The organism is Nostoc sp. NZL (genome assembly GCF_015714705.1).
GTDB lineage: Bacteria > Cyanobacteriota > Cyanobacteriia > Cyanobacteriales > Nostocaceae > Nostoc > Nostoc foliaceum_A.
This window is the reverse complement of record NZ_WBKL01000170.1, coordinates 38,785-65,762: the sequence shown is the minus strand read 5'-3', so window position 1 is coordinate 65,762 and position 26,978 is coordinate 38,785. Positions and strand designations below refer to the sequence as shown.

Genomic DNA, 26,978 nt, shown 5'->3' with positions numbered 1-26,978 from the left:
GTCTGGAATCTGTTTAAAGAAATTGGCAGCACTGCTATTAGACAGGAAATTTTAGACTGGTATCATCTCAAAGAGAACCTGTACAAGGTTGGTGGTTCACTCAAACGTCTTAAAGCCGCAGAAACATTTCTTTGGCAAGGTCAGCTAGATTTAGCGATCGCACTATTTGTTGATTTGAAAAAAAAGCCTGCACAAAATTTTATCAGCTATCTTAAAAAGCATTCAGGACGAATAGTTAACTACGAGTATTTTTCTACTGAAGGTTTATGTTCTATTGGTTCTGGCGCTGTGGAATCAGCTGTGAAACAGATTGGTAAACGTTTAAAAATTTCCGGCGCACAGTGGAAATTAGAAAACGTACCTCGGATGCTACAACTTCGATCTGCTTATCTCAATGGTCAGCTTACTACCTGATATTTTTGCAAAGGTGAGATGCTCCCGCTAACTCTTCTGATGGCCAAGCAGTTTCACTGTTAGTTCCTAAAAACTCTCCTATTCAAAGTATCAAAGATTTAAAAGGTAAAAAAGTAGCTTTTCAAAAAGCATCAATTGGTCATTATCTTATACTTAGAGCCTTAGAAAAAGAAGGTTTAAAGCTCAGTGATATAGAATCAGTCGGACTAGCGCCTCCAGATGCTAATGTAGCATTTAGTCAAGGGAAGGTAGATGCTTGGTTTATTTGGGAACCATTTGTTACAAGAAATGTCCAAAATAACACGGCGCGGGTTTTAACTGATGGTGGTAATGGCTTGCGAGATACTAACAACTTTATATCCACAAACCGCAAATTCTATCAAGAAAATCGAGAAGTCATCAAAGTCTTTCTAGAAGAACTGCAAAAAGCCCAAAATTGGTCTAAGAATAATCCTAAAGAACTTTCCCAATTGCTCTCTGCAATAACTCAACTTGATCCACCTACATTAGAGATTATGCACAAAAAGTATGATTTCACGCTTATACCAATTACCGAAAACATTATTAATAAACAACAAGAAGTTGCAGATAAATGGTACAGCTTGGGACTGATACCTAAGAAGGTAAATGTGAGAGATGGTTTCTTGACTCCTGAACAATATGCCGAAATCACTCCTCAAGAAGTGCTTGCAAAACAATAATATTTGGGGTATGAATTACTAGTTATTATTTGGAAATTGTGGAAGATTTTAATAGTTGATTATGTCTACACTCACCTTAAATAACTTTCAAATTACTGGAATTAATGCACCGCTAGGCGTTGTTGTCACTGGACTTGATGCTAGTCAGCCAATTAAACCTGAAGTTATCTTACAACTGAAACAAGCATTACTTGAACGCCACATCCTTATCTTCAAAAATCAAAACCTGAATGATGAGCAATTCTTAAACTTTGCTTTTCATTTTGGTTCTCTATTTGTCCCGCCAGATGATATCCCAGTTCTTGCTTCTCAGCCAGGAGTCACACCCGTAATAATTCCCGTTTCTAATGTTGATGGTGGCTATACTGGAACTGGTGAGCTAAGTTTTCATTCTGATCATAAGTGGACTCCTTATCCTTCCAGTGGTTCTTTACTCTATGCTTTGGAAGTACCCACTGAAGGCGGAGATACTTACTGGTTAAATCTGAATTTAGCCTATGAAACTATGGATGAGTTTACAAAGCGTCGGATTGCAGATTTGCAGTTGATTACATACAATCCCTTTTTAAATAAACCAAATACACCTCGTTCTAAATACCGTCTAGATAAGAGTATTCCTCTAATTAGTCCTGTATTTCCTCACCCACTAGTACGGACACATCCAGAAAGCGGGAAAAAGATTTTATATTTAGATTACGCCACAGAAGTAGAAATTGTTGGTCTAGATCCGCAAGAAGGATCTGAATTAATTGAACAGCTGCGATCGCATTTACATCAACCTCGGTTTTATTATCAACACAAATGGTCTGTAGGCGATATTGTCTATTGGGATAATCAAGCAACTTTGCATTATCGTCAAGCATTTGATCCCAATCAGCGCCGGGTGATGAAACGGATAAGTTTAGCGGGTAGCCGTCCATTTTGAGGAAAAACCCCATTTGTTTGAAAAAATAAGTTGGTATAGAATAACTCCGGCTTCTTCAAGAACCCGGAGTTTTATACTTTATGGTTATTGAAGTTTTATTGACTGAGAATATATGAATTTTATCTCAAAAATTATTAACGTCAATTATTCATATTTTTTGACGAACTTAGATAATATATATTATAATCTACATTAAGGTTATCGGATTACCGTTCTTTATTTAGATTGAAGGCAGAAATCGAAATGGCATTAGCTCAACACATCAACATCCAAGACGCTAAAAAAGTAAATGATTATTTCTTGTGGAAGATATTACTACTTGGTACAGATTTGTTAAAGCAGCTATGGTGGCACATTAAAGCATACACAATAGTTTTCGGTATTATGTTGTTGACCTTTGCCAGTCTCGGATTTGTATATATACATTATTTATCTGGAAAAAATTTAAGTCGATTTTTTCAACATGAAACTGTTGTAGAACAAAAATGACTATATATAAAAGATTGCAAATTACATCTTATCTAGCTCCCAATTGGTTTGAATTTTATCAGGCGATCGCAGATTATTTAGATCGTGTTTTAAAAATAGAATTCCAACTACAACAAAGTGAATATGATCCCTTAGAAGATGCCCTCTTATTTCAAGATCAAATAGATTTAGCTTTTATTTGTGGATTGCCACTAATTCGCTATAGTCAAATAGTTTCAAAGCAATTTCAGACTTTAGTTGCGCCAGTAATGCAATCATCGCGATATAGCAACTGCCCTGTTTACTATGCAGATGTTATTGTCAATGCTAATAGTAATACCAGAAAGTTTACAGATTTAGCAGGAAAAACATTTTGTTATAATGACCTGGGTTCTAATAGTGGTTATAATTTACTTTCTCATAAATTAGTTCCAGAAAAATATCCTGAAAATTTCTTTGGCAAAACGCTACAATCAGGTTCACATCAGCGTTCAATTCGCTGGGTAGTTGAGGGATTGGCAGATTGTGCAGCGATTGATAGTGTGGTGCTAGAACAGGAATTAAAGGATTTTCCTGAATTATCACAGCATTTGCGTGTGGTGGAAGTGCTGGGGCCTTCTCCAATGCCACCATTGGTAGTAGCACAGCGTCTAAGTATATCTTTAATTCAGCAAATGCAGTTGGCATTACTCCAACCAGATGCAGAGTTGCAAAAAGTGATGAAACAGTTCGGAGTCAGACGTTTTGCCGCAGTGAGATTGGAAGATTATCAAATATTAAATCAGATTTACAGCGATCGCTCTTGTGTTAGCTTGTCTTGATATGGTATAGACTTTCCAAAAGTATTATTTTTGATAGCTTTCCAATCAAATTAGCCAATCTGATTATGCAGCTATTGATTAAATTTATTTTCTTGGCTAACAACTCTACCTGCGTACTTAATTTTGTCTAAACCCTTTTTGAATTCCTCATAGTCATCTCTCTCTATAATCTTATACATTTCTATTTCGAGCTTATAAGTATGGAGTAAATTTTGAATTTGCTTTTTTATCCTTCCAGTTTCTTCTGTTTCTTCTAGCAATAAATCTTCTATTGTTGCTAGTAAATTTCTTGCATCTTCACGCCTAGTAGATAGTGGATAATCTCTGAAAAAACGTCGTTTATATCTCTCTACCCTATCTGAAATACTCTCATCAGTTAGTTTTTCTCTAGCTTTACGTATCTTATCATTTAAATACTTAAATAGAAATTTGAAATTAGTTTCAAATATCGCTAGTTCACTAAAAAGGCTATCTTTCCCCCCATTTTTCCGAGATAAATTAAGTATATTAATTAAATTAATGACACTTCTTGATAAGCTGATTTTATCAATATATACTTCTTTAGAAATCAACTTTTCTCGAAAGCAAGCTTCCATAGCATCGAATATTGTTTTTCCATCTATAATTTTCTTTAAAACAGTATCTTCTTTGATGAGAGCAACATCTTTATCTGTTGCCCCATATACTTCCTTTGCATGTCTTCGCGCTGCTTCTACGCAAATTGGTAGAGGAATTAAATCCTCTAAGTCTGTCAATGTAATACCGTGAGATAAAGTTATGCCTGATTGCATCTCAGCAATTTGAATTATAAACTCTTCTGGTAGTAAATTTTTTCTACTAGGCACGCCTTTTCTTAATTGAATTTTTGCATTATTACCACTTTGATTGCTATCCAGAAGTACGATAACTGCTGGTTGTTCAACATCTCTACCACGAGCAAGATATACCAGATATGGAATTTGAGATACAGAATCAGCAGGGACTATAGTTACAGTATTTAAGTCCAACGTTTCTATTTTGGTTTCTGTGCAATTACGTAGATATGTTGCTGCTCCTGCAATTAAAATCTGATCAGCAGCACCTTCAACCATTAAATTACAATTACCAATTAAAGTTGTTTCGCCTACAAATGCACCAAAGGCTGATCTCAGTGGTTCATAATGATTTCTAGCAATATCTTTAACTACTCTTGTTCCTTCGTCATTCTTCCCTTTTTCTAAAACTCTAATTCTTTCCGCATGATTTTTGTCAATAAGAAAAGGAGAGTGAGTTACATACACTACTTGAATAGGTCTAGTGATGTGCGAACCATCTTGAGGATTTGAGAAAGCATCAAATATTTTCAGCAGATCCTGTTGTGCTTGACTAGATAAATACGCATCTGGCTCATCCATCAGCAAGATTTCATTTTTTTCGGGATGCGGTTTATGCGATAAAAATTGGATGAAATAGCTTAGAAAATATGTCAGTCCATTACTGCGTTCAGTAATAGAATATTCAGTCCCAGTTTTATCTCGTATAGTAAATACTAGATCATAGTCTCTGGGTGCTATTCTCAAACAGAATTCTTGGTCTTGAACCCACCAGCGAGGAAAGTTTAATCTTTCTGCTAATCGAGAATTAATCATTTCAATAATTCCATTAGCATACCCCTCTTTACCATTTATTAGAGCCTCAGCGAGGTCAGACAAAATTTCTGGATCTACTTCAGAAACATCACATAGCAAATCGTAAGCTAATTTAAATCGTTTATCTTGCTTTTTTAAAAGATTCTTTCCTTTTGTAAGTTCAGCAACTATCTTAGAAGTTATTTCATCTCGATATTTAGATATTTGTTGACTTGCAGATATTCCTTCTTTTTCATTTAAACTATCAGGATTCTCAACAAGATTTTCTATTAATTTAAGTATTTCATTTCTTTGTTGTCTTTCAAAAATTTCAAGTTTTGTTTGTATTATATCATTGTCGGCTAACTGTATTTTTTTGTTCTGATTTATAAGCCTTCTAATTGGTATACTTGCAGGAAGCGCAACTTGTGAATTGATTCTAAATATGTTGGGTAAAATGCTTGAGATAGACTCTAAGTATTTTTGTGCTACTTTGTATTGTCTGTAATTATCTTTATCTTTAATATATACATTTAAATCATTTTTATTTACTCGAAACAATAAAAAACTATTAAATGTAATTTCATCAGGCAGATTGCAACATTCTCTTATTTTTTGTTGATCTGGCTGAGAAACGTCTATCCACTCAGTACCAAAACCAGGAAATTTTAATTCACCTTTTTTAATACTAAAGAAATGTGAATATCGGCAAAAATCTTCGCGTTTAATTTCTTCAAATTCGGCATCCTTACCTGAAATAAGTGATTTTCCCGAAATAGCTTTTTCTATAGCGCTCAATAAATGAGACTTACCAGACTCATTGGCTCCAACAATTGTTGTTACTTTAGTGGCTGTCTCTATAGAAACTTCTATATATGGATACCATTTATCATCTATAAAATCCCAACTTTTTGATGGATCGGGTTCTTGATCATTTTGTTTAATATAATCAAAATTAAAAGATTTATAGAAACGAATAAAGATAGTTTTAAGCAACATAATATTTGAATAATCCTAATATATTAATATCCACAAACTTCTAAACGAGAAAATATACCGACCATAAATAAGTTGAAAAACCTTACCCAATTCAGTTGTATTTCATATTTTATGGCTGCCTCTTCCTTGTTATAAAACACTACAGGTAGGTATCCAAAAGTACTATTTTCTACTAGAACAAAGTTTATATCTTCATAACTTAGCCAGTTATTGTTTTTGTACCATCCTACGGATTCGCCAAAACGCAGAAAATTTTGCTTCACTTCTTGACTTTGCCAGATGCGTCTCTGAACACTGAAACCGAAACGATTCAAACTATATCGAATCCATAGCTGATCTATTTCATAAAGAACAGTACATGAAAAATTATCAATATCTTTCCTATCAAGAATATTTTTCTCTCCTTTACCTGCTACTTTCAACATTACAGCCTCGGTTTCTTGATTTGCTTCTTTCCATTTTCCTGCTGCAAGTAGCTCTTGTAGTTTGCTATAGTCAACTAAGCCAAATTTGTGGTAGTTTAAAAGCTGTGCAATACTCTTTTCTGATGCTTCTTGTTGGTTATTTGTAGTATTTATCAATTCTAAATTCTGAGTTTCTTGCTCACTTAGCTTAGACAATACCTTATTCAATACTGCCATAGGAATCATAAAGGCAACTTTAGTTTCTGGGCGCTTCATTTCTGCTGCTACTGCCATTCCGACTACACCCTGTAATTCTTCATCCCAGATAGGCGCACCACTAAAACCAGCCTCTAGCTTATAGCCTGATTGTTTCAAATCTTCCAACTGCACCCAACCGTTAGCTCCTCGTCCTCGTAAAACCCCAGAAGCCCAGACCCCATTGGATTGTCCTGCTGGAAAACCGAATACTCGAAAAGAATGTCCCCACAAATTGTCTAATTTAATTAATTTTGCAGATTGAACTTTTTGTGGAGGATTACTTTCTAGCTCCAATCCTACAATGTCTTCTACCTCTGCATAGGGATTTACAGGTTGCCAGAAAACTACCTTAGCTTTTAGGTATTGTTTAGTTGCTACTAATGGAAAGTCTAAGGTAATAAGTTCGTCAGGTTTTTCTATAGTTGTTCTGTTAATTCCTAAACTATCGCACACCACATGAGCGCAGGTAAGGATATGCCTTTGAGAAACTAAAAAACCAGCACCAGTAACTTTGCTGTTGTTAGAGAAAATCCTGACAATAGATGATTCAAGCAGCATGGTCATACCCTGACTCTCGTTTCCATTTCAGGGTAATTTCATAGTTTACTTCACTACTACCCGAAGCAACTACTGCTCCAAGTTCAGCACTAATTTTGATACCAAACTTGACTTCTACTTCATCCGCAGGCTGGGGAAGGCTACGCACCTTGGTCATTATGGCATTGGCTACAGGTTTTACTTTATCTAAGGCAGACTCAAAAGTTTGTGTAGCCTTTTGCACAATTTCCTCTCGCAAACCGATACGCTCATCTCCTGGTACTGGTTCATCGACTTCTATTAAGACGGTATCACCATTTTCGAGAGAAAATGCCACGATGCGTTTCATGATATGACCTCACATCAAAATAAGAATGCGTATATTTAACAAAGAATGTAGTATTTTGCACGTAAATATAAATTTATTTACTTTATGCAAAACTACAAGTTGGTCAATCTTAGCATTCTTTATTGATAAGGGTGTATTGCAGATAACTTCTCAGTTACTGAAAGCAAAGTAGAAGGATGGACAACACTTGTTGTAAAACTCTCTACTTGATGTGATTCAAGCTAACGGTTTTACATCAAGCAGTCATGTCATAAAACCAACTCTGTCTTTCAGCTAGCGACAACGCATTTGTATACACCTGCTGAAACAATACTCGTTGTGCATGACTCCCTCCAATCTCATGCAAGCGTGGTAAAACAGGTTTCAGTTCTGCAACAGTCGTTTTAAAATCGCCTTTGGCATGAGCTACCATTCCTCTAGCTGCGGGAATTGCTAACTCTACCCAACTCCGTCGCAGGAAAGGATTAATACTCAAAGTGTGATACTGCATACTCTGAAGCATTTGCTTCACCCAATCATGGTGTCCGGCTTTGGCAAGGGCATACATATAATGCAAATCCTGAAATGGTAATGCGTGTTCATCAATCCGGCTGTAAAGATAAGGACTGATACCTTGCCAACGGTTCTCCACATCTACACCGTGCAATTCTAGGCGCAATAATAATGAAATTGCTCCTACTTGGTCTTTAGGAGATTGTTTGTTAGCACGTTCCCAAATATGCGTATCGTAGAGTTTGAGAACTTTTTCGTAGTTTTTTAACTGCAAATAATACAGTGCAATGTGCCACCAGTTATGAGTGTAGAGCATGGAGTTGCAGTTTTCCCAGGTATCTGCAAAACTCTCCATCCAAGTTATTCCCTCATCGACTCTTCCCTGAGTTTCCATGACATGAGCGATCGCATGATGCGCCCAAGGATCATATCTATTTAAGGCGATCGCTTGACGAGCTATCTTTTCTGCTGCTTTGAGTTGGTGACATTGTTCTAATCCAAAGGCCACCATGCCATATAAATAATGTTGTTGGGGATTGCTAGGTAAAACCTTCTGGGCAATTTCTAGTAATTTTTCTTTATTACCTGTATAAAAATAGTGATACTGTCCCTGCTGCACAGATATTAAATCACGGGGAAATTGATTGGCAATCTCTTCATGAGTGGCGATCGCTACATCAATTTCTTGATTTGCCCAAGCTAAAATTGCCTGCACATATAGCTGTTCTCTGACGGTAACCTTGGTGCAATACTGTTGTGCAGTTTGTAGATATGGTAGAGCTAACTGCCAAGCTTTGCGATTTTCTTGGGTGAGATAATAAGCAGCCGCATAAGCATAAGCTAATGCACAAGTGGGATCTGCTGCAATTGCTTGTAAAACTGCTGTTTCTGCATCTTTACCATAACCAAGCATCTGATCGATAAAACGGTTAATGGCTGCGATCGCATTGGCTGAATCTGTTGTAACTACTAGTCCTTGTGCATCTTTAAGCATGATTAATTCTTTGCAGCAAGATTTGTGAAGCAACCTATAAACTACGGTAAGTCTATAGGAATAATGTAATTGCAAGCTCAAGTATGTCATAGCCACCACAAAACCGCAAGCATTAAACTACTAAAACTCTACCGACTAACAGTATTTAGTTTTGTAAAGGTATTGCTTTGCTTAACTGGCTGTGCGATAGTCTAAAAGTGAATTAAATAATACGGTAGATTGATAAAATTACCGTATTTAAAGCACCAGGAAATATTGCAGCTACTCTGACATAGATATCATGCAGCTACTTTGGTTTATTCCAACTCACGGTGAAGGGCGCTATCTTGGTACTGCCATAGGCGGGCGGGCAGTCAACTTTGATTACTGGCGGCAGATAGCCCAAGCAGTAGATCATTTAGGTTTTGCAGGGGCATTACTACCTACAGGCCGTTCATGTGAAGATGCCTGGGTTTTGGCATCAACTTTGGTGACACACACCAAGCGGATGAAGTTTTTGGTGGCTATTCGTCCGGGGTTGATGTCACCGGGAGTAGCAGCACGAATGGCAGCAACCTTTGATCGCATTTCTGGTGGAAGGTTGTTGATTAACGTCGTCACTGGTGGCGATCCGGTGGAATTGGCGGGAGATGGATTGCATCTTTCCCATGACGATCGCTACAGATTAACAGATGAATTTTTGGCAGTTTGGCGAGAGATTGCAGCTGGAGAAACTGCTGATTTTCAGGGAGATTATCTGAATATCCAAAGTGGTAAGCTATTATTTCCCACAATCCAGAAACCTCATCCGCCTCTGTGGTTTGGAGGTTCTTCCCCGATTGCTCAAGAAATTGCAGCCAAACACGTAGATGTATATTTAACTTGGGGCGAACCACCAGAACAAGTTGCCCAAAAGATTGCCTCTGTACGTCGGTTAGCAGCAGCCCAAGGGAGAACATTACGTTTTGGGATTCGTCTCCACGTGATTGTGCGAGAGACAGAAAACCAAGCCTGGGATGCAGCTAACAATTTGATTCGCTACGTAGATGAGGATGCGATCGCCAAAACGCAACAAGCCTACGCCCGCATGGATTCCGAAGGACAACGCCGGATGAAAGAATTACACAACGGCTCTCGTGAAGCCTTAGAAATTAGCCCGAATTTATGGGCAGGAATTGGTTTAGTGCGTGGTGGTGCTGGCACAGCCTTAGTAGGCGATCCCGATACCGTTGCTCAGAGAATGCTGGAATATCAAGAAATAGGTATCGATACCTTTATCTTCTCTGGTTATCCTCATCTAGAAGAAGCATATCGGGTAGCAGAATTACTTTTTCCTCGTTTACCCCTAGACAATCAGCCAATAGTAGAACCACAACTACTAAGTCCCTTTGGCGAGGTTGTAGCCAACCAAGAATTCCCCAAACAGCAAATCGCCACCGTAGATTAAAAAACACTCCGCGTACCTCTGCGCTTCCCTTTGCGTACCTCTGCGTTTAAAAACCTCAAAGCCTCTTATCTAACATGACAAATATATTAGCGATCGCCGGCAGCCCCTCTCACCCCTCCAGAACCTACGCCATTCTTGAACACGCTGCTAAAACTCTATCGCAGCAAGGATTAAATCTAGATATAATCTCAGTGCGAGATATACCTGCCGAAGACTTAGCTTATGGACGTTACGATAGTCTCGCGTTAGAAAAACCAAAAGCCCTCCTAGAAAAAGCAAGCGGTGTAATTATTGCAACTCCCATTTATAAAGCAGCCTACACAGGTGTACTGAAAGCATTTCTAGATTTATTACCCCAGAAAGCTTTGGCAGGAAAAGTTGTGCTACCTATAGCTACAGGTGGGACAATTGCTCATTTATTATCAGTAGAGTATGCCTTAAAACCTGTGCTATCTGAATTAGGCGCACGGCATATATTGAGTACAGTGTACGCAGTCGATAAGCAAATTCAAATCCAGCCAGATGGTAGCGTGCAACTCGATGAAGAAATAAACCAAAGATTGCAAGATGTCCTCAAAGAGTTTGCTTTAGCGGTGAATCATTCCCAGAATGCTGCCAAAGAATTTGTCCATGCTGGCTAGTTAATCAGAGTTATCGTTACTCCCTTCTCACTAGCAGCTGGGTGATTTCTACCCATCTGCTATTTTTTATTCCCCACGCCATCCCTGGTTATAGATAAAATTTAAAAATTTTCCAGGTACGCCCCACCGTAGGCAATCGCAGATGCTGAATCATCCACTGCGATCGCTTTTTTATGCCTTTAAGTGCAACTCCTTTGTCTAAAGATATTTAGTGGCATTCTTAAAAATTATGAAAATAACACATTCTTGACCGGGATTATGGTGTTTCCTATTGCTATTTCATCTAGATATCTGTAGTATCTAGTACATACTAAATTTAGATCGACTAACTGTAGATTAAACCAAGGAGTCCAAAGTCAGTATGTGGGCGGATATCTGGAATCGATGGAAACACCATTCTTTGAGAACCTTTGTGTCACTGTTTTTAGTGTGAGTCATTTTGAGTGTAGCGATCGCAGAATATTCTTATGCCACAACAGAAGTTTCTTCAACTCACCCCAATTGACAAAGAGGCAAGGGAGCGGGGAGCAGGGGAGAAGGAACAGAAAGGGGGATTCGACCCCACCTGAACGAGAACCACTTAACATAAGTGGGGGACTCAGACCCATGTTCCGCTCCGCTCCACGGCTCTTGGATGGGGTCATTTCCCCCTGCTCCCTGCCCCTTTCCCCCTGCCTCTTCGTTGATAGCCGCATTCGTTACCTCAGCATTACCAGCGTCAACCTTTGATTTCTCGTTTGGTGTCCCGCTACAGTATCACGGTCAACATCACCGCGGCGATGCTCAAGCCAACAGAAAACTATGGTTGGTTTGATTTAGACCTTTGGGGTAAACCACAGCAACTTTTTTCTAGTTTCAATCACTTAAAAACGCTACAGTTACCACTGTGGTTAGATGCATCTTCTTTGCATGGACATCTCATTTAAATAAAGTGAATGTTTATCTATGATTTTATTTATTAATCAATGTAGCAGAATGAATCAACTGCGGGTGCGTTTATATATTCCTCAATATTACAGATAAGAATGGGTATTTTAGTTGAAAATGTTTCTAAGCACTATTGTTTCTCCCAGTGAAAAAGTATTTCTGCGCCCACACCATATCTTGATTAGGAAGAATCCCGACGAGGATACAACTGCTGCGATCGTTAATCGTTTACTTGGTTGGTAGATAGATGAAAATCAACGTCTAACTGCTAAAATACAATAAATTTATCAATTTACAGTAGTATTATGACAAATAGCTTAAAAAAACAAAACTATACGCTCTTGGATCTGTCTGCGAAAGTGGAATATGCGCTATTGGCACTTTTAGAACTAGCCAACCATTATGTTCACAAAACACCCACAACTATGAGTGACATATCTGCCAAGCATCCAATACCAGAGCGTTATCTAGAGCAGATACTTTCCAGTTTGCGGCGGGCGGGTGTTGTACAGAGTCAACGTGGCTCTAAAGGTGGTTTTGTTTTAGCGCGTGAACCTCGCCAATTAACGTTATTAGAGGTCGTGATTATGTTGGATGGAGAACAGAAAGAAAAAGAGTCTCCTTCTGAAGAAAATTTGGAAAAAATTTTGGTGTCGGAGATTTGGCAGCAAGCAGATGTTGCCGCACAAACTATTTTGAGTCAATATACCATCCAAGACTTGTGTGACCAGCGCGAAGCACGTTTACAGAAGAGTCAGATGTATTATATTTAGCAACATACTAGGTCAAAGTCTAAATCCCGCAAGGGAACAACTAGGAAATCTAAAAAGTGATTTTTAGAGAGCTTTCGTCCTTCAGGGCAAAGAGATGTCACCAGAGTTGGAAATAACTGCATTCAATTAGAAATTTCCAAATTCAAAAATATTCAACAGACATAGGCCAAATTCAAAAATATTCAACAGACATAGGAGTGAAAAATAACTTAGAGACGTAGCAGTGCTAAGTCTCTAAAAAGATTACAGGTAAATCTTTCACTCCAGAATATAACTACTCAAATAATCTAGAGGAACTGTGAACACATAGTATAGTACGCCCCCACCGAGGAGAACCACAGCTAGACTCGCCATAAGTATCCAACGGTCTGGCGGTTGATAGGTATCCTCATCAATATCTCGACGAACAGCGAAATAATGCTGAGTTGAAAGTAATACTGTTAACACACCAACTAAGGCAAATGCTAAACCTAACTTCCAACCATTACCAGGAGGTTGTGGTGCTAATGGAGGTCGAATGATTCGCAATCGCACAATCAAAACACCAAAACCCATGAGCGCAATACCACTCCGCATCCATGCTAGATAGGTACGTTCATTTGCTAAGTGATCCCGAATTCGGTCTGACCTATACTTCTTTTTTTCTAAATTCTTCACTTCTAATTTTTCTGCTTCTATCTTCATGCAATTTATGTGTTCAAATAGTTATTCAAGATTTTCACTGTTTAATTTATTTTACAAAAAATAACAACATTAAAAAAATAATGTGGACTTCTTTCTCAAAAGTTTACATCGAAGTAATTGATTTGCTTAAATTATTTGATAAATTGTTTTTATTGAATTAACAGCAATTAATATATTACTTACTTGCCTATATGTTTAAACATATAATAATATAAATTGAAAACAAAAGAGCCAGAACAATTCTGACTCATAGTTTTTATTCAAGAATCTATCTGAATTTACCTATTCCATCTGTACTAGTCACTTAATCCTCAATTTTCGCAGTAGTAATTCCAGCATCTAGTGCGGCTTTCAAATTTTCAGGAATAAGCCAGTTAACTTCACCTGATTTAAAAACTTTCGCAGGTGGAAGATTGAATTCAATTTCTCCAGTTTCGGGGTTGGTTGTCGCAACTAACCGAGTTCCATGAACAATCTTAAAAGCTTGAGCAGGTGTGGCTGCTTGTTCTTCTGTAGCAGCTTGTCCAGGAATATAAACACCTTGACAGTCCCACTCGTCATCCGTTTCTGCGCCACTAGGGAGCAGATATAATTCATTGTCGTAGGTTGAGGTAGATTTTTTGGGTTTCTCACCGTATATTAACAGTGTTTTATTGGTTTCATTGCGACAAATTCCTACAGGATCTTCACTATTTTCCAAAATATACTTTTGGTATTTCAAATTAGTAATTTTTTGCTCAATTTCTGGTGTAACTCCTTGGGCTTGTTTATCCTGTAAAGCAGATTCTAGTGATTTGGTGATTTCTATATAGTCTGGGTCATTAGCTAATTTTTTTCCTGCCCAAGATGGTTGAGCAATCATTAAGTTTACTAGTAGCAATAAGCAAACAAGCGTAATTTTAACAAGAGAGCTTTTGAAAAATTTCATGTGTTTCTCCTAAGAAATTATTTTTTCGGATACTAACTACCTAATTTAAGGTATTAATTGAGCATTATTTCATCTGTCTGTTGATGCAATTTGCACGTATAAAAGCTCATTTTTGTCTAACTCCAGGTATAACTTCGGCTTCAGATGATCCCAAAGAAAATCCATAATTTTCTCGCCAAATGTTATTGCCTAAAATTAACAGGTAAGAACCAATACTTACACAGGTAGCGACAACTAAGGCTGGAGTTTCTAACGTTTGGCTTTCTATTAAAATAGAAACACCTAATCCCATTAAAATAAAGGGAACTAAAGAATTACCATAGCGAGTAATTGCAGAAGCGATCGCCTTGATCTGAGTTAAGTGATAGGCTGTATAACACCACACACCTACCATCACGAAGAAAACTACCAAAATCACAAGTAAGTTATCCCATGTATTGGTAGCAAACATTGGCATATAAATACTGATATTGTCACTACCATTGGCGATGGTAACTGCCGCTACACCATAGGTTTGGGGTGAAAGGAAATTGCTCCACCAAGCTTGCGAAGATTCAAGAGGATTTAAATCCTCTGTATCGCTAGTCTCTTGATTTAGTAAACGATTGATGCCAATCATGATTGGAACAATACCGAGTAGACCAATCCAAGATTCTGGTAGGATAAACTTGCCAAAGAAGCTGGGTAAACTGGCGACTACTAACGCACTAAAACCTAAATACTGACCGATAACGATGTGACGTCGGCGAAAGCAAGTATTTACCTGTGAGAAAAACAGCGATAAAACAATGATATCGTCGAGATTGGTAGCAGCAAAAGCCGTGAGTGCTGTAGGAATAGCAGTCAGTATTTCTCTCATCGGTGCGTCGTTTCTCCTCAATGGTAGTGACTGTCAAACATCTATATCGGTGAGATAGAGGTTGCGAGTGGGGAAAATTCGGAATTTCAGAAAATCGTTAGTGTAGTTAGCACTTTCGCTAAAGCTATAGTTTCACTCTATGGCTACTTATCAATAAGAGCAAACAGTCTTTTTTGTTATATCCATAAACTGAGTTTATGGATATGCCGATATAACTGCAACCACGTAATTGTGAACATTGACAGTTATCTACAGTTTTCCGCTAAATTTACCGTATAATCTTTTAGGGTGTTCAAAATTACGCCACGTAATTTATGAAAATTGCGAGGATTGTTAATTTTGAATTTTGAATTTTGAATTCGGAGCGAAGCGACGTGACGCTGGAACAGTTGCGAATTTTTTTAGCCGTGGCGGAAATGCTGCACTTTACCCGTGCAGCGGAAGCACTTTATATTACTCAACCAGCAGTCAGTGCTGCTATTCAAACTTTAGAGACAGAATATGGTGTCAGGTTATTTCATCGTATTGGTCGTCATATTGAAATCACAGATGCTGGCAAATTATTACAAGGTGAGGCGCAAAAAATTCTTGACCATGTACAGTTAACAGAACGTGGCTTGAAGGAATTAAATAATCTGCAACGGGGGGAATTGAAGATAGGTGCAAGTCTCACGGTTGGTAACTATTGGCTACCCGAAAAAATTAGCCAGTTTAAGCAGTTATATCCAGGCATTTTTATAAATTGTCAGTTGGGAAATGCGGAAGAAATTTGTGAAGGAACTGCTGTAGGTATGTATGATTTGGGTTTGGTTACAGGGGATATTAAACCATCGTTACAGCAATCTTTAGAGCAAGACGAAGTAGGAAGCGATCGCCTGCAAATTGTTGTGGGTAAATCTCACCCTTGGTATCAAAGTGCGGAGATTTATTTAGATGAATTATTCAGCACAAGTTGGGTGATGCGTGAATCTGGTTCTGGTGCACAGCAGATGTTTGAACAAGCCTTACAAAGTTGGGGAATTGAACCTAGCAACCTGGATGTTGTACTTAACCTCAACACTAGTGAAATGGTAAAAGCAGTTGTAGAAAGTGGTGTTGGTGCAGCTGCACTTCCAGAATCAATGGTGAAAAAAGAATTACAACTAGGAACATTACACGCTGTGCAAATTACCAACCCGAAAAAACAATCTAAAAAAGAATTAGAAATTCTCCAGCCAATTTGGAAACTAAAACACCGTCAACGTTTTCATACACGAGTCATGATAGCTTTTGAAAATATGCTTATGCAAAAGAATGTACAAGCGGCTTAGTTTGATAATGGTTGCTTTTTTACTAAAATTGCTAAACAAATACAACTTGCTAATAGCTTTGTCAAGCTTAAAGCTTCTGTTTTTAAAATAATTATTCCACCCACTATTATTAATACAAAAGGTAAAATATAGCTGCTATACTGACTTAACTGATACGCTATTTTTGTTTGATAAGTAAATTTATAAGCTAGATAGCAGCAAATTGCTATTAATATAAAAAACACTCCAATAATAATTATAAAATCAACTATATTACTACTAGCAAATAATGGCACATAGACGCTGATATTATCACTACCGTTGGCGATGGTGATGGCTGCAACATTGTAAGTCCTTGCATTGAAAAAACTTGTAGTATTTGCATCTTGATATTCTGCTGATGCGAACGCCACCTCTAAAGTTTGATTTTCCTCTCGATTGATCAAACTACTGATACCCATCGTCATCGGCATTAATCCCAGCAGTCCAATCCAGTTGGGTGGTATGATTAATCCACCAAATAACCCAGGAAGGCTAGCAATAATTAACACTGTAAAGCCCAAGTATTGACCAGCAATAATGTGCCGAGACTTGAAGCTAGAATTTAGCTGAGAAAACAGCAGTAATAAAATAAAGATATCATCAATATTAGTGGCAAAGAAGGCTGAGATTCCCACTAAGAGTGTAGTAATTAACTCACTCATTACAGAGTATCCTGATTTGTTTGCTCAATTTTGATTAGTTAATCATTATTTTTGATTATCTCACATCAGTAATATTATCACAACTATTACAGACAGAGTTGTTGCTTTTACTGTCACCAATATTGATAATATTGTTTCCTAATTCTGTTAGGATTATCTATATTGATGAAAAGTGAAACGTATCTGCTATTACCTAGCATTGCCATGTTTTCTAATTAGACAAATGTGAAGCTCTTTGTCTAATAAACCAACTTTAAGCTCACCATCATTAATATAAAGTAAACCATAAACCGCAGTGGTTTTTGCGGCGCAATTTGACATATTTTAGATCCTAGCAATACTCCTGGTACTGAGCCGAGCCATATCGGTAGTACTAAACTCCAATCAACTGTTCCCAAGGTTAGATGTCCAACAGCAGTAAATAGTAAGAGAATTGCGGCTTGGGAAATATCTGTACCAACTAATTTACGTGCATCCAAACGGAAAAATGCAATCAGCGCCAAAGCAAACATTGAACCAGAAGCGACACTTGTTAGACCCACAATACAGCCTAAAAATGCTCCTACACTTACTGTCTGCAAACGTCCTAGTTGAGTGGTTAAGTCAAATTTGGGTAGTTCAGGTAGTTGTAATTGTGGAAAGAAGGTCAATAGCAGCATTTGCACTAATGCCAAAAGAGTGACTGATAAAATCGTCATACCCAACAAATGCAGCATAACGCTGTTCAGGTTATGCTCCGACTTGAGTTTAATCAAGTGCAGTATCCCTACTCCCAACAAAGAACCGGGAACACTCCCTAAAGCCAGCCATTTCACTACTTCTCTATCAAGGGTTTGTTGCTGCCAATGTTTGATGCTACCAACGACTTTCATTAATGTTGCTGCCACCACATCAGAACTTATTGCTACGGCAGGTGGTACTTGAAAAACAAAAATCAACATTGGGGTGATGAGAGAAGCACCACCAATTCCCGTCAAACCAACAACAATACCAACTAGAAAGCTGAAGAGAGGCAATAATAAAAAATCCATACTCCTGTCCTTAACCGGGGTTTTGCGAATGCAGCTTGGTTTAGCTGAAACTAAAAGACTGCTTGTAACGCTGGTGTGCAGAACGTTTCATGTAACTACAAGTTTTGAATGACTGCTGAAAAAACTCAAAAAGTACTAAACACTAATCGATTTACCGTATTTTAAAATTAAAAAGAGTAAAAGTCCACGTTTTAGTAAAGGCGTACAAAGTTACTGTATTAATAGGTACATTTAGGTAAAGATATTTTTTATAAAAACGTCTAATAACAAATATTTTGACTTCAGTAACGAAATTATAATAGTATTTTAAAAAACTACATTAATCGCAGCGTATTACCGTATTTGACATGCCAGAGTTAGAGAAAGTCAACAATGAAAATCAACAAACGCCTAAGCAGCGTTCGCCCATTGGGTTTGTGCAAAAATTGTTAATTACCTATTGGCGTTCTTTGTTGCTGCTGTTCGTAGGAATATATTTACCCCTGCAAATTTTTGGACTGCTGGCGTTAGAGGTGCGGTACAACGAGGGTGGTTTTCCTTGGGATTTACCGATTCTGGTGAAGGTTCACTCTCTAGCACAGCCACAGTTAGATGTATTCGCCACGATTTTGACAAAATTGGGTTCTTTTTGGACTGTGTTACCTGTTCTGAGTGCGATCGCACTTATTTTACTAGTGCAACGTCGCTGGCGATCGCTCACATATTTACTGATTACTGCTGCTGGTAGTGCTACGATCAACCGCACAGCCAAAGAATTTTGGCACAGAGTACGTCCTGATTTGTGGACTTCAGCTGCTCCAGAGTTTGATTATTCATTCCCTAGTGGTCATGCTATGACAAGTATGACCTTGATTGCTCTTTTGGTAGTTTTAACTTGGGGTAGTATTTGGTGCTGGTTAACGGTGATTTTGGGTAGTGTGTATATCTTGGCCATTGGCTGGACACGCCTATATTTGGGAGTACACTTTCCCAGTGACATTATTGCAGGTTGGATGGTAGCGATCGCTTGGGCAATTGGCGTGAGTTTAATTATTCGACCATTATCACAGTCAGCAAATATTACCAGTGAAAAACCAGTGAGTGAAACGAAGTTACTTCCTGAAGAACAGTAACTGCTCAATAAAGAATAAAAATTTTCAGTTGTGTATACAGAGTTCATTCATACAAAACATTTACGTATAATTAAGTATTTTTGTGATTCAAACTTTTGTCTGGCTCTAGACTTTTTGGAATTTTTATTCTAAAGTACGGTTAGTGGATAGAATTACCGTAAAACATGAATGAGATCAAAAAGAGTGATCAAGAGTTGTTATCACAAAGTCCAGAAAATTTACCCAAAACTTTATTGCAGAAGCTCAGAGGTGGATTTTTCTTAGTGATTGGATATTTATTATCACCATTATGCTGGTGGAATGATCTAGTATTCAATTTACCAATTGCTTATTTTTTCGGTTATATTTGTAGTCTTTTTGCTCCTAAATTACTTATGCCTTGCGTCATCATTGGTTACTGGTTATCTAACATTATTGGTATTCTGTTGATGCAAGCAGGTGCAATTGATGTATTACAAAAACAAACTCAAGAGCGTAACGTCAAAAAAGAACTATTGACAGGCTTAGTTTCTTCAACTGCCTATACCTTTTTGATTTTGGCATTAATCCATTTTAAAATTATCGATACTCCTAGCTTTTTTGTCGGTAGTTAATTAAAAACCCAGTTATCAAGACTGGGTTAATTTAGAGAAATCCTATTTTAGGTTAAAAAAATAGTACACCTTGGTTTCTGCTTGCTTATTTCTACTTCATTGAAGTATTCCAGAAATCAAAACGGATTGCTACATCATAGTCAATTATTTTAATTTTAAAATATCATTTATATTTAAAAGCTTAGGAGCATCCTTAGTCATAATCAAAGGTAATCTACCATCCCATTTTTCTATTGCCTGCCTTTCTAAAATCTCATTAGTCAAACTATCATGCAGTAATCTATTTATTTCTGCTTCTCCCTTAGCCAAATTAACCTTAGCTTCTGCTTCTTTAGCAGCTTTTATTGCTATAAAATCTGCCCGTTTGGCATCTTGTTTTGCAATTTGTTTGGACTCTACTGCTTCACCGAACTTATCCGAAAAATTGACATTAACCAATGAAATATCATCAACTGCAATATGGTATTCATGCAATCTCGCTGTTAATGTATCATCAATTCCAGATTTTACTTCTCCTCTTTTAGTAACTATTTCTTCTGCGGTATACCTTGCTATAATTGCTTTTAAAACTTCTTCTACCGCAGGATTTATAATTTTATCAACTATATCTTTTTCATCACCAATTTCTTGAAACATTATATTGGTTTCTTCAGGAATAACGTGCCAGTTTAATGCTATATCTGTAAAAATATCTTGCAAATCTTTAGAAGAGGCTTCAGCAGATATTTCTTGTTTTTGGACTCTCACACTGATTTTTTTGACTGTATTTAAAATGGGAACTATAATATGTATTCCTTCGCTTAATACTGTTTCTTGTACCTCGCCAAACTGCATTAACACCCCGCGTTCACCAGCATTTACAACCACAAAAGGTGTCAGTAAAATTGTAATTAAAAATAAAAATGCAGTTATTTTACCAGCATTATTTGTAAATTTAATTTGTTTCATATTTACCAAGACAATGGCTATACTATTTTGGTAATTTATTCATGAGTATTAATCATACTACATTAAATCGATAAAGATAGTCAAATTTATAAAAAAATATATGAATATGTCATATTGTTCAAGTGTAAATGCTTAGGATTACTTGTAATTGTAATTAAAATTTGTAGTATATACAGGACTTACGCAAAATAATGAAAAAACGAACCGCAAAGGACGCAAAGGACACAAAGGAATAAGAGTTTGAGAGAGTTATTGCGTAAGTCCTAATATATTCAAATACTTCTGAGTCATATCTAAAATAAAACAACCATAGATAAATGATTGGGCAGTATCATCTAGTCTTCTTTGAATAATAATTTCTACCCTGAATCAACGCATCATTCAGCAATTTCCTAATGGACTAAAAAGTGGTAGTGGCATCCGATGACTATTGAGGACGGGGAGGCTAATTTACAAAGACGGTTTGGACAGCAAGCTAGTTAAATAAGTGATTGTCGGTGAAACTTCACTGAAATTAAGCGATGTGTTCACCGACAGCTTGTGAAGAAAATTAACTGAACGGTTTCCAACCTGCTAGCAAATTCGGGTAAGCTGTTGGTGTGGGGAAAATTTTCTGGAAGCCAGTTTGACGCTCTTGGGGCTTTTCTTTGCTCATATTCCAGAGGGTTTCATAGAAAAAGAAAGAGACTCCGGCAAAGTTGCGATCGCGTACTTTTTGCACTTGTGTCTGAATTTGTTGCATCGGCACAGATCGATTTTTCAACCCAGCCAAAATGCCCACACTCACAGGAATATGGCTTTTTGCGGCTTTTACTTCTGGATACTCTAATTCGCTGATAAAGACATTCAAATCATCCCGATATATCTGCAAAACTAAGTCTTCAATGATTCCCATCCGTTCCCACTTCTGCCAGTCTGCTAAAAAGTAGTCATAGGAAAAACGTTGAGGATTAGGAGCAACAGAAACGAGGCAATCTTTTTTAGTAGCTTTAATGGCTGTAAATACCCGCTTCATAAACTCGGTGATTTTATTAGCTCTCCAGCGCACCCATTCTGGATCTTTAGAGTTTTTGGAGGGAGCTTTACCACGGTGTTCTTTTTTGTAAAGTGCGACTGTGTAAGCATCGTACCCTAACTCTGATGGCAAGCCAAAATGGTCATCAAATTGAATACCGTCAATATTGTAGTTTCTAACAATTTCAACGATTAAATCTTGAATGAACTGTTGTACTTCTGGGCGAAAGGGATTTAGCCAAACGCGATTATGTGTGCCTTCTTTGACAATCCGAGTTCCATCGCTGCGACTCGTGAGCCATTGCGGACGATTTTTAGCTAATAAAGAATCCGCTGGTGCCATAAAGCCAAATTCAAACCAGGGAATCACTGTTAAGCCTTTTTGATGTCCCGCATCGACAATTTCTTTTAGGATATCTCGTCCTTTTAGCCCAGGTGTGGGATCGAGCGATCGCCCAATAACTTTTTGTGCAACTTTGCTGGGATACAACGTATATCCCCAATTCCAAACCGCCGGATATATGGTATTAAAATTGAGTTCATCAAGGCGTTGCAAAGATCCCTTGAGGCGATCGCGCTCAAATAACACATCACTATCAATATTTGTTAACCACACCCCCCTTAACTCAGATGCTGGCGTTCGAGGCAGATTAGTTTGAGCGTTCAAGGGAAACGACAGCATCACCGTAGCTACCACGCTCAAGGTAACGATAACGGCAAACAAAAGAGACTTTCTGCTTTGGCGAATATTCCACCGAGAAGGGAACTCAACACACCACTTTACAAACCTTTTCATCATTTGGTTACAAACATCATCAAATTATGAACAATCAGCATGAATAGCGATCGTTTCGATTGTAAGCGCTAAAACAATCGCTATTTAATCTCATAGCTGAGGTTTATTATTGGGCGCTTGCTATCAGTTGATTCCAGGCTTTGACTGCTGCTTGTAAATTCGTTGGCAGGTTATTTTGAGAAATATCGTTGTACTGAACCGTACCCTCTTGGCTGGTGAGAGTGTAGGTGATATAGTCAGCAGCACCGCTGGGGGCTGGGTAGCTCAGATTTTGGAATTTACTAAATTTAGAACGTTCTAGCGATCGCACAAATTGTTGCACCTGTTGCACAGAAACGCTACGAACACTACGCTCAGAATCATTGGCATCACCAATCCGCACGCGAATCAATCGCCCATCTTTGAGTAAAACAGTCTCGTAAGTTCTGCCAGCAAAGCCACCACTGGAGATTTGCCGAAATACTATATCTCGATCTAACGGTGGTGGTAACTCGCTGGCTGGAATTTGCACAGGAGCTAGTGTAGTGTTGCTAGCTTTTTCATTCAGCCTGACTGCGGAACCTGTCTGATTGGTATGATAAACCAAAGTTTGGTCAACCGCACCGACAACCACCCGCCAGCCTGATACCAAAGCTTGGGTACAGAATTCATCAGCATTAGCTAATTCTAAACAGCCATCTTTCCAAGTTTGCTCTTGAGCTTGAATGATGGTTAGCTGAGAAATTGGCTGTTGCAAACGTCTGGATGCAGCTTGCAAAACAGCTTTTTTTACAGATGCAGGTAATTTATCTGGCAGATTTTCTGAGGGAGTGTTTGCCGAAGCTAAACGTAGCGATCGCCCATTGTTATTGGTATGATAAATCCACTTTTGTTTGCCATTAGACACCACAATCCGCCAACCAGGAACTAACGCTTGGGTACAGAATTCATCAGGTTGAGGCAGTTCTAAGCAACCATCGCGCCAAGTCTGTTGATTATAATCAATAATTTGCAGTTGTCTGGTAAAAATTCCCTGTCTGCGGGCTAAATCTCGCAGCACCGCATTAGCTACTGGACGTGGCAAGCGGTTTCGTTTAACATTGTCTTTGAGAACTTCATTGCTTGTTTCTAGGGAGAAGTTGGCAGAAGCGCCCGTAGCACCTTTGATAAGTGTTAAACCGCTAGCAACAGATAAAATTCCAGTCAAAATCAAAGCAGTGAAAATTCGCCTTTGATTGGTGTTAAAGTAGTTTTTCAGCATGATTTTCATAGTAATATAATGATGTTAGTCGGGAGTGATAGAACTCAGAAATAATATCCAGCGACTAACGGACAATAAAGCATATAATTCCCGAACTTCACCAGTTGGAATTGATTTAGTATCTATTTTCTGAAACAGATATAAAGGCAGACGATAATGTACTGATTGTTTGTTCCTTGTAGCGATTCTCATTTGAATGGGGGACACAGCATTGCCATGTTCCTATAAGTATATGTATTCATCTGTGCCTAATTATTTTTTCTGTACCTTACCCATGCAATAACCGCTATATAGAAATTCTGGATGAAAATCCACTCAATCAAAACGTCCTATAGTCCTATGGCAATCAAGTAAAAACTCAGAAGCTCAGGCTTTATTAGATGAAAAGTTCCTTGGAGAAGGTAATCCACCCGCTCTCTGGGAAAATCGCTTGCGAAGAAAGCTTGCAATATTCTTTGCCTCACCTTCGTCAGCAAGGGTTCAACAAAATTAATTTTAGAAAAGAATGCGACAGAATAGTATTTTAAGTATTGCTCGGTTCAACCTAGCGTATACAATATTTTTAAATTAATCTTAGGCAATATTACGCACTGATAGCTTGTTGTTCAGCTTCAACTAACTGATTGTGAGGTATATCAAATCTAATAGTACTGGCTGCCCAGTCTTTGAAATCGGGTGCTAGCCAGACTAGCTTGCAGAGAATTTCATCATTCACCCACAACACTAACGGAAACCGGAACTGTTTCCGAAACTCATCTCGCATGATGTTGGTACTGATGATTAGCTCGTTAATTTCCACTACAGATTCTAAACCCCGTACCATCAAAGCTTCGGGTTGAGTAGCACCAATTGCAGTTGTAATAGCTGTATACAATGTGTCTGCCGCAGGTGAGAGCAGGATTTCGTGGATGTCTGCTGATGAAAATTCTGTTAACACATTCAGCACTTGCTGTTGCCTTTCAACAGAGTTACAACAAGCTAATAATAGTGAAAACTCCCCAGCAGAAACCATCATCGCCCTTGCTAGCCTCTTAGTGGCTGCTGTGCTGCTAGCTGTGCCGTTTTCCGAATTACTTAGGCTGATCATTAAAAAATCCTGCTTTGAATTTTAAAAATATCTGAGCAATATTCAGTTATTCTACTCTATGAATTTTTACTTAAAAGTGTTACGTGCGTCATTTGGATGAGGTTTTTCTCTTATAGCAAGCATAATACTACGTATTGTCTAACGAAGAAGGATATCATGTATTATCCCACACTTACAATTAAAAGATGATGTAAAGGTAGTATCAAAATCATGTAAGCAAAAGATAATGCAAGCAAAAGGAAGCAGTTAGAGAATTAGAAAGTTAATTATCACTGTATTTTCATAGATTGATTTTGGCATCTCCCATTGGTTAAGTAATTAAAATTTAATATAAAGTTAAAAAGATACTCAGTATAAGATAGCAACAAACATTGGGAATTAAGCTCATCCCACCCCTAAAAGGGGATGGGATTTTATGTTGACGGTTGACGGTTAACAGTCACCAGTCAAGAGTTAACGGCGGGGCGGGTGTAGAGTCTGGAGTATTGAAATCGGATCAGCCCAAGATGCGACAATCTCCATCCATCTAAATTAGGGACTTCCAAATAAAAAAATATACCATCGCTATAGAGGCAGGGGGCAGGGAGCAGGGAGCAGGGGGAGGGATAGTCGTAGTGAAAGTCCAGAAATTGGATAATTTAATTTCTGGAAGTCCCTTAACTCATCCGTTTGATAGAACTGTAGATCGAAGATGTCGCCTCGTTAGTCAGAGGGCGCAGAATTTTTAGCTTTCTAAGATCAGTTCAGAACATCTGAAATATAACAAGTCATGCATTAAGACAAATCTAGAGGGAAAATGCAACACGATGAGTTTATTGGACAGGTGCAAAATCGCGCCCGTCTCAGTTCGCGTGGTGATGCAGAACTCGCAACCCGTGCTACTTTGGAGACGCTGGCGGAACGCCTAGCTGGAGGTGAACCTTTCAATGCTGCTGCCCAACTGCCAAGAGGTATTGCAGAATATCTGCGACATGAATATGCAGGCTCTGGAAAACGCTTCTCTCTAGATGAGTTTTTTAGGCGAGTCAGCCAAAGAGAAAGTGTAGACCTTCCAGATGCTGTTCATCATGCCCGTGTAGTCATTGAGGTATTGAGTGAAGCGATTAGCAGTGGCGAAATCAATGATATTCGCTCTCAACTCCCATCGGAATTCGATCCATTGTTTGAGGCGGGCAGCCAAGGGCGAATGCGTGTAAATACTTAATTTATTTGGAAAATAATCAGGAGTGTCACACCATGTTATTCAAAGACCGGAGGTTTGCGGGTCAAGTTTTGGCTAAGGAGTTAGCCGCTTATACTAACCGCCCAGATGTTGTAGTATTAGGTCTACCAAGGGGCGGCGTACCCGTTGCCTTTGAAGTTGCCGAAGCGTTAAATGCTCCCTTAGATGTTTTGGTGGTACGTAAATTGGGTGTGCCCGATCAAGAGGAATTAGCTATGGGAGCGATCGCTTCTGGTGGTGTGCGGATAGTCAATGAATATATTATCAGCCTAGTGAAGGTATCCGACGAAGTAATTGCCAGGGTTGCACTGCAAGAAGAACGCGAGTTAGAACGGCGGGAACGGCTTTATCGAGGGAATCGTCCCTTAAGAGATTTACAGGGACGCACCGTCATTTTGGTAGATGATGGTTTAGCCACGGGTGCAACTATGTGGGCTGCTATTGTGGCTGTGCGAAAACAGCAACCCGCTCAGATTGTGATTGCTGTGCCTGTGGCCGCACCCGAAACTTGCCAAGAGTTAGAAACTGAGGTGGATAAAATCGTTTGCGTCTCGACACCCAGCCCTTTCCACAGCGTTGGTCTTTGGTACGAAAACTTTCCCCAAACTACAGATGAAGAAGTCTGCGACTTACTTGCAAAAACTGCAAAGAACGGTGAAGCAATATCTTTCGGCATGTAGATAAGCTTTGATGCTTGGGAATGGCAAGATTAAGTTTCTGATATCATGTCCGCTT

The 26,978-nt window shown here is 38.4% G+C and carries 25 protein-coding genes and 3 pseudogenes; 15 read left to right on the top strand and 13 right to left on the bottom strand.

Translation table 11 applies throughout. The annotated features are described in order from the left end of the window. From F8R90_RS25165 to F8R90_RS25145, 5 genes and pseudogenes are all read left to right on the top strand, one after another. Positions 1–414 (top strand): annotated as a pseudogene (locus tag F8R90_RS25165) (ISKra4 family transposase); the annotation flags it as partial. Between the two features lie 26 nt (positions 415–440). Next, positions 441–1,115, top strand: a pseudogene (locus F8R90_RS25160) (aliphatic sulfonate ABC transporter substrate-binding protein); the annotation flags it as partial. 61 nt (positions 1,116–1,176) lie between these two features. After that, the gene (locus F8R90_RS25155) at positions 1,177–2,040 is read left to right on the top strand and encodes a TauD/TfdA dioxygenase family protein (protein ID WP_196512941.1); all 864 of its coding nucleotides are present in this window, start codon (positions 1,177–1,179) and stop codon (positions 2,038–2,040) included. 243 nt (positions 2,041–2,283) lie between these two features. Beyond that, positions 2,284–2,529: a hypothetical protein gene (locus tag F8R90_RS25150; protein WP_196512940.1), complete on the top strand. Its 246-nt coding sequence runs from the start codon at positions 2,284–2,286 to the stop codon at positions 2,527–2,529. Then, positions 2,526–3,329: a phosphate/phosphite/phosphonate ABC transporter substrate-binding protein gene (locus F8R90_RS25145; RefSeq protein ID WP_196512939.1), complete on the top strand. Its 804-nt coding sequence runs from the start codon at positions 2,526–2,528 to the stop codon at positions 3,327–3,329. The genes F8R90_RS25150 and F8R90_RS25145 overlap by 4 nt, the downstream gene beginning before the upstream one ends. Positions 3,330–3,400: 71 nt before the next feature. Here F8R90_RS25145 and F8R90_RS25140 read toward each other — a convergent pair whose 3' ends face one another. From F8R90_RS25140 to F8R90_RS25125, 4 genes are all read right to left on the bottom strand, one after another. Then, on the bottom strand, positions 3,401–5,935 hold the full coding sequence (locus tag F8R90_RS25140; RefSeq protein WP_196512938.1) for an AAA family ATPase: 2,535 nt from the start codon (positions 5,933–5,935) through the stop codon (positions 3,401–3,403). A 23-nt stretch (positions 5,936–5,958) separates the two neighbouring features. Beyond that, positions 5,959–7,161 carry a GUN4 domain-containing protein gene (locus F8R90_RS25135; protein ID WP_196512937.1) on the bottom strand — a complete coding sequence of 401 codons (1,203 nt, stop codon included), beginning with the start codon at positions 7,159–7,161 and terminating at the stop codon, positions 5,959–5,961. Continuing rightward, on the bottom strand, positions 7,145–7,483 hold the full coding sequence (locus F8R90_RS25130; RefSeq protein ID WP_196512936.1) for a CU044_2847 family protein: 339 nt from the start codon (positions 7,481–7,483) through the stop codon (positions 7,145–7,147). The genes F8R90_RS25135 and F8R90_RS25130 overlap by 17 nt, the downstream gene beginning before the upstream one ends. 235 nt (positions 7,484–7,718) lie before the next feature. Then, positions 7,719–8,969, bottom strand: coding sequence for a tetratricopeptide repeat protein (locus tag F8R90_RS25125; protein WP_196512935.1), 1,251 nt, complete (start codon positions 8,967–8,969; stop codon positions 7,719–7,721). A gap of 280 nt (positions 8,970–9,249) precedes the next feature. Here F8R90_RS25125 and ssuD point away from each other — a divergent pair, with 280 nt between their 5' ends. From ssuD to F8R90_RS25105, 5 genes and pseudogenes are all read left to right on the top strand, one after another. After that, the gene (gene ssuD, locus F8R90_RS25120) at positions 9,250–10,395 is read left to right on the top strand and encodes an FMNH2-dependent alkanesulfonate monooxygenase (RefSeq protein WP_196512934.1); all 1,146 of its coding nucleotides are present in this window, start codon (positions 9,250–9,252) and stop codon (positions 10,393–10,395) included. A gap of 74 nt (positions 10,396–10,469) precedes the next feature. Beyond that, positions 10,470–11,036, top strand: a complete 567-nt coding sequence (ssuE, locus tag F8R90_RS25115; protein ID WP_190897221.1) for an NADPH-dependent FMN reductase — start codon at positions 10,470–10,472, stop codon at positions 11,034–11,036. A gap of 713 nt (positions 11,037–11,749) precedes the next feature. Beyond that, positions 11,750–11,962: pseudogene (locus tag F8R90_RS25110) on the top strand (NIL domain-containing protein); the annotation flags it as partial. A 118-nt stretch (positions 11,963–12,080) separates the two neighbouring features. Continuing rightward, positions 12,081–12,206, top strand: a complete 126-nt coding sequence (locus tag F8R90_RS33560; RefSeq protein WP_269141797.1) for a hypothetical protein — start codon at positions 12,081–12,083, stop codon at positions 12,204–12,206. Positions 12,207–12,268: 62 nt separating this feature from the next. Beyond that, on the top strand, positions 12,269–12,736 hold the full coding sequence (locus tag F8R90_RS25105; protein ID WP_190897225.1) for an RrF2 family transcriptional regulator: 468 nt from the start codon (positions 12,269–12,271) through the stop codon (positions 12,734–12,736). A gap of 258 nt (positions 12,737–12,994) precedes the next feature. Here the strand turns inward: F8R90_RS25105 and F8R90_RS25100 are convergent, their stop codons facing one another. The 3 genes from F8R90_RS25100 to F8R90_RS25090 all read right to left on the bottom strand — a co-directional run bounded on the left by F8R90_RS25100 (position 12,995) and on the right by F8R90_RS25090 (position 15,207). Continuing rightward, positions 12,995–13,420 (bottom strand): YidH family protein, encoded by a 426-nt coding sequence (locus F8R90_RS25100; RefSeq protein ID WP_190897227.1) that lies wholly within the window; start codon positions 13,418–13,420, stop codon positions 12,995–12,997. A 304-nt stretch (positions 13,421–13,724) separates the two neighbouring features. Next, positions 13,725–14,282 (bottom strand): hypothetical protein, encoded by a 558-nt coding sequence (locus F8R90_RS25095; protein ID WP_230966815.1) that lies wholly within the window; start codon positions 14,280–14,282, stop codon positions 13,725–13,727. A 172-nt stretch (positions 14,283–14,454) separates the two neighbouring features. After that, a complete protein-coding gene (locus F8R90_RS25090; protein WP_196512931.1) occupies positions 14,455–15,207 on the bottom strand; it encodes a cadmium resistance transporter in 753 nt (250 codons plus the stop codon). Positions 15,208–15,581: 374 nt separating this feature from the next. Here F8R90_RS25090 and F8R90_RS25085 point away from each other — a divergent pair, with 374 nt between their 5' ends. Next, on the top strand, positions 15,582–16,517 hold the full coding sequence (locus tag F8R90_RS25085) for a LysR substrate-binding domain-containing protein (RefSeq protein WP_190897233.1): 936 nt from the start codon (positions 15,582–15,584) through the stop codon (positions 16,515–16,517). On the opposite strand, the gene F8R90_RS25080 is transcribed toward F8R90_RS25085, so the two are convergent. Together F8R90_RS25080 and F8R90_RS25075 are read right to left on the bottom strand one after the other, a co-directional pair. Then, positions 16,514–17,200 carry a cadmium resistance transporter gene (locus F8R90_RS25080; RefSeq protein ID WP_196512930.1) on the bottom strand — a complete coding sequence of 229 codons (687 nt, stop codon included), beginning with the start codon at positions 17,198–17,200 and terminating at the stop codon, positions 16,514–16,516. The two genes, F8R90_RS25085 and F8R90_RS25080, sit on opposite strands and share 4 nt — an antisense overlap. Before the next feature lie 239 nt (positions 17,201–17,439). Next, entirely contained in the window at positions 17,440–18,231 is a 792-nt protein-coding gene (locus F8R90_RS25075; protein WP_196512929.1) for a sulfite exporter TauE/SafE family protein, read from the bottom strand. Positions 18,232–18,578: 347 nt separating this feature from the next. On the opposite strand from F8R90_RS25075, the gene F8R90_RS25070 reads away from it, so the two are divergent. After that, the gene (locus tag F8R90_RS25070) at positions 18,579–19,343 is read left to right on the top strand and encodes a phosphatase PAP2 family protein (protein ID WP_196512928.1); all 765 of its coding nucleotides are present in this window, start codon (positions 18,579–18,581) and stop codon (positions 19,341–19,343) included. Positions 19,344–19,507: 164 nt separating this feature from the next. After that, positions 19,508–19,936: a hypothetical protein gene (locus F8R90_RS25065; RefSeq protein ID WP_196512927.1), complete on the top strand. Its 429-nt coding sequence runs from the start codon at positions 19,508–19,510 to the stop codon at positions 19,934–19,936. Positions 19,937–20,080: 144 nt separating this feature from the next. Here the strand turns inward: F8R90_RS25065 and F8R90_RS25060 are convergent, their stop codons facing one another. From F8R90_RS25060 to F8R90_RS25045, 4 genes are all read right to left on the bottom strand, one after another. Beyond that, a complete protein-coding gene (locus tag F8R90_RS25060; RefSeq protein WP_196512926.1) occupies positions 20,081–20,884 on the bottom strand; it encodes a prohibitin family protein in 804 nt (267 codons plus the stop codon). Positions 20,885–21,434: 550 nt separating this feature from the next. Continuing rightward, positions 21,435–22,694, bottom strand: a complete 1,260-nt coding sequence (locus F8R90_RS25055; protein ID WP_196512943.1) for a glycoside hydrolase family 10 protein — start codon at positions 22,692–22,694, stop codon at positions 21,435–21,437. A 106-nt stretch (positions 22,695–22,800) separates the two neighbouring features. Beyond that, on the bottom strand, positions 22,801–23,943 hold the full coding sequence (locus F8R90_RS25050; protein WP_196512925.1) for a hypothetical protein: 1,143 nt from the start codon (positions 23,941–23,943) through the stop codon (positions 22,801–22,803). Positions 23,944–24,517: 574 nt separating this feature from the next. After that, positions 24,518–25,021, bottom strand: coding sequence for a hypothetical protein (locus tag F8R90_RS25045; protein WP_190897249.1), 504 nt, complete (start codon positions 25,019–25,021; stop codon positions 24,518–24,520). Positions 25,022–25,817: 796 nt separating this feature from the next. Here F8R90_RS25045 and F8R90_RS25040 point away from each other — a divergent pair. Both F8R90_RS25040 and F8R90_RS25035 read left to right on the top strand, forming a co-directional pair. Then, complete coding sequence (locus F8R90_RS25040) at positions 25,818–26,225, top strand: DUF2267 domain-containing protein (RefSeq protein WP_196512924.1); 408 nt, start codon at positions 25,818–25,820, stop codon at positions 26,223–26,225. Between the two features lie 32 nt (positions 26,226–26,257). Further along, the gene (locus tag F8R90_RS25035; protein WP_196512923.1) at positions 26,258–26,923 is read left to right on the top strand and encodes a phosphoribosyltransferase; all 666 of its coding nucleotides are present in this window, start codon (positions 26,258–26,260) and stop codon (positions 26,921–26,923) included. Positions 26,924–26,978: the final 55 nt, after the last annotated feature.

Bases quoted from the DNA above. Each gene is read 5' to 3' on its own strand.
- F8R90_RS25095 (WP_230966815.1), bottom strand. From the start codon at position 14,282: ATGATTGCTCAACCATCTTGGGCAGGAAAAAAATTAGCTAATGACCCA.
- F8R90_RS25130 (WP_196512936.1), bottom strand. From the start codon at position 7,483: ATGAAACGCATCGTGGCATTTTCTCTCGAAAATGGTGATACCGTCTTA.
- F8R90_RS33560 (WP_269141797.1), top strand. From the start codon at position 12,081: ATGTTTCTAAGCACTATTGTTTCTCCCAGTGAAAAAGTATTTCTGCGC.
- F8R90_RS25055 (WP_196512943.1), bottom strand. From the start codon at position 22,694: ATGAAAAGGTTTGTAAAGTGGTGTGTTGAGTTCCCTTCTCGGTGGAAT.
- ssuE (WP_190897221.1), top strand. From the start codon at position 10,470: ATGACAAATATATTAGCGATCGCCGGCAGCCCCTCTCACCCCTCCAGA.
- F8R90_RS25140 (WP_196512938.1), bottom strand. From the start codon at position 5,935: ATGTTGCTTAAAACTATCTTTATTCGTTTCTATAAATCTTTTAATTTT.
- ssuD (WP_196512934.1), top strand. From the start codon at position 9,250: ATGCAGCTACTTTGGTTTATTCCAACTCACGGTGAAGGGCGCTATCTT.
- F8R90_RS25075 (WP_196512929.1), bottom strand. From the start codon at position 18,231: ATGGATTTTTTATTATTGCCTCTCTTCAGCTTTCTAGTTGGTATTGTT.
- F8R90_RS25150 (WP_196512940.1), top strand. From the start codon at position 2,284: ATGGCATTAGCTCAACACATCAACATCCAAGACGCTAAAAAAGTAAAT.
- F8R90_RS25155 (WP_196512941.1), top strand. From the start codon at position 1,177: ATGTCTACACTCACCTTAAATAACTTTCAAATTACTGGAATTAATGCA.
- F8R90_RS25065 (WP_196512927.1), top strand. From the start codon at position 19,508: ATGAATGAGATCAAAAAGAGTGATCAAGAGTTGTTATCACAAAGTCCA.
- F8R90_RS25145 (WP_196512939.1), top strand. From the start codon at position 2,526: ATGACTATATATAAAAGATTGCAAATTACATCTTATCTAGCTCCCAAT.
- F8R90_RS25090 (WP_196512931.1), bottom strand. From the start codon at position 15,207: ATGAGAGAAATACTGACTGCTATTCCTACAGCACTCACGGCTTTTGCT.
- F8R90_RS25060 (WP_196512926.1), bottom strand. From the start codon at position 20,884: ATGAAACAAATTAAATTTACAAATAATGCTGGTAAAATAACTGCATTT.
- F8R90_RS25040 (WP_196512924.1), top strand. From the start codon at position 25,818: ATGCAACACGATGAGTTTATTGGACAGGTGCAAAATCGCGCCCGTCTC.
- F8R90_RS25080 (WP_196512930.1), bottom strand. From the start codon at position 17,200: ATGAGTGAGTTAATTACTACACTCTTAGTGGGAATCTCAGCCTTCTTT.
- F8R90_RS25125 (WP_196512935.1), bottom strand. From the start codon at position 8,969: ATGCTTAAAGATGCACAAGGACTAGTAGTTACAACAGATTCAGCCAAT.
- F8R90_RS25100 (WP_190897227.1), bottom strand. From the start codon at position 13,420: ATGAAGATAGAAGCAGAAAAATTAGAAGTGAAGAATTTAGAAAAAAAG.
- F8R90_RS25070 (WP_196512928.1), top strand. From the start codon at position 18,579: ATGCCAGAGTTAGAGAAAGTCAACAATGAAAATCAACAAACGCCTAAG.
- F8R90_RS25050 (WP_196512925.1), bottom strand. From the start codon at position 23,943: ATGAAAATCATGCTGAAAAACTACTTTAACACCAATCAAAGGCGAATT.
- F8R90_RS25105 (WP_190897225.1), top strand. From the start codon at position 12,269: ATGACAAATAGCTTAAAAAAACAAAACTATACGCTCTTGGATCTGTCT.
- F8R90_RS25135 (WP_196512937.1), bottom strand. From the start codon at position 7,161: ATGACCATGCTGCTTGAATCATCTATTGTCAGGATTTTCTCTAACAAC.
- F8R90_RS25045 (WP_190897249.1), bottom strand. From the start codon at position 25,021: ATGATCAGCCTAAGTAATTCGGAAAACGGCACAGCTAGCAGCACAGCA.
- F8R90_RS25035 (WP_196512923.1), top strand. From the start codon at position 26,258: ATGTTATTCAAAGACCGGAGGTTTGCGGGTCAAGTTTTGGCTAAGGAG.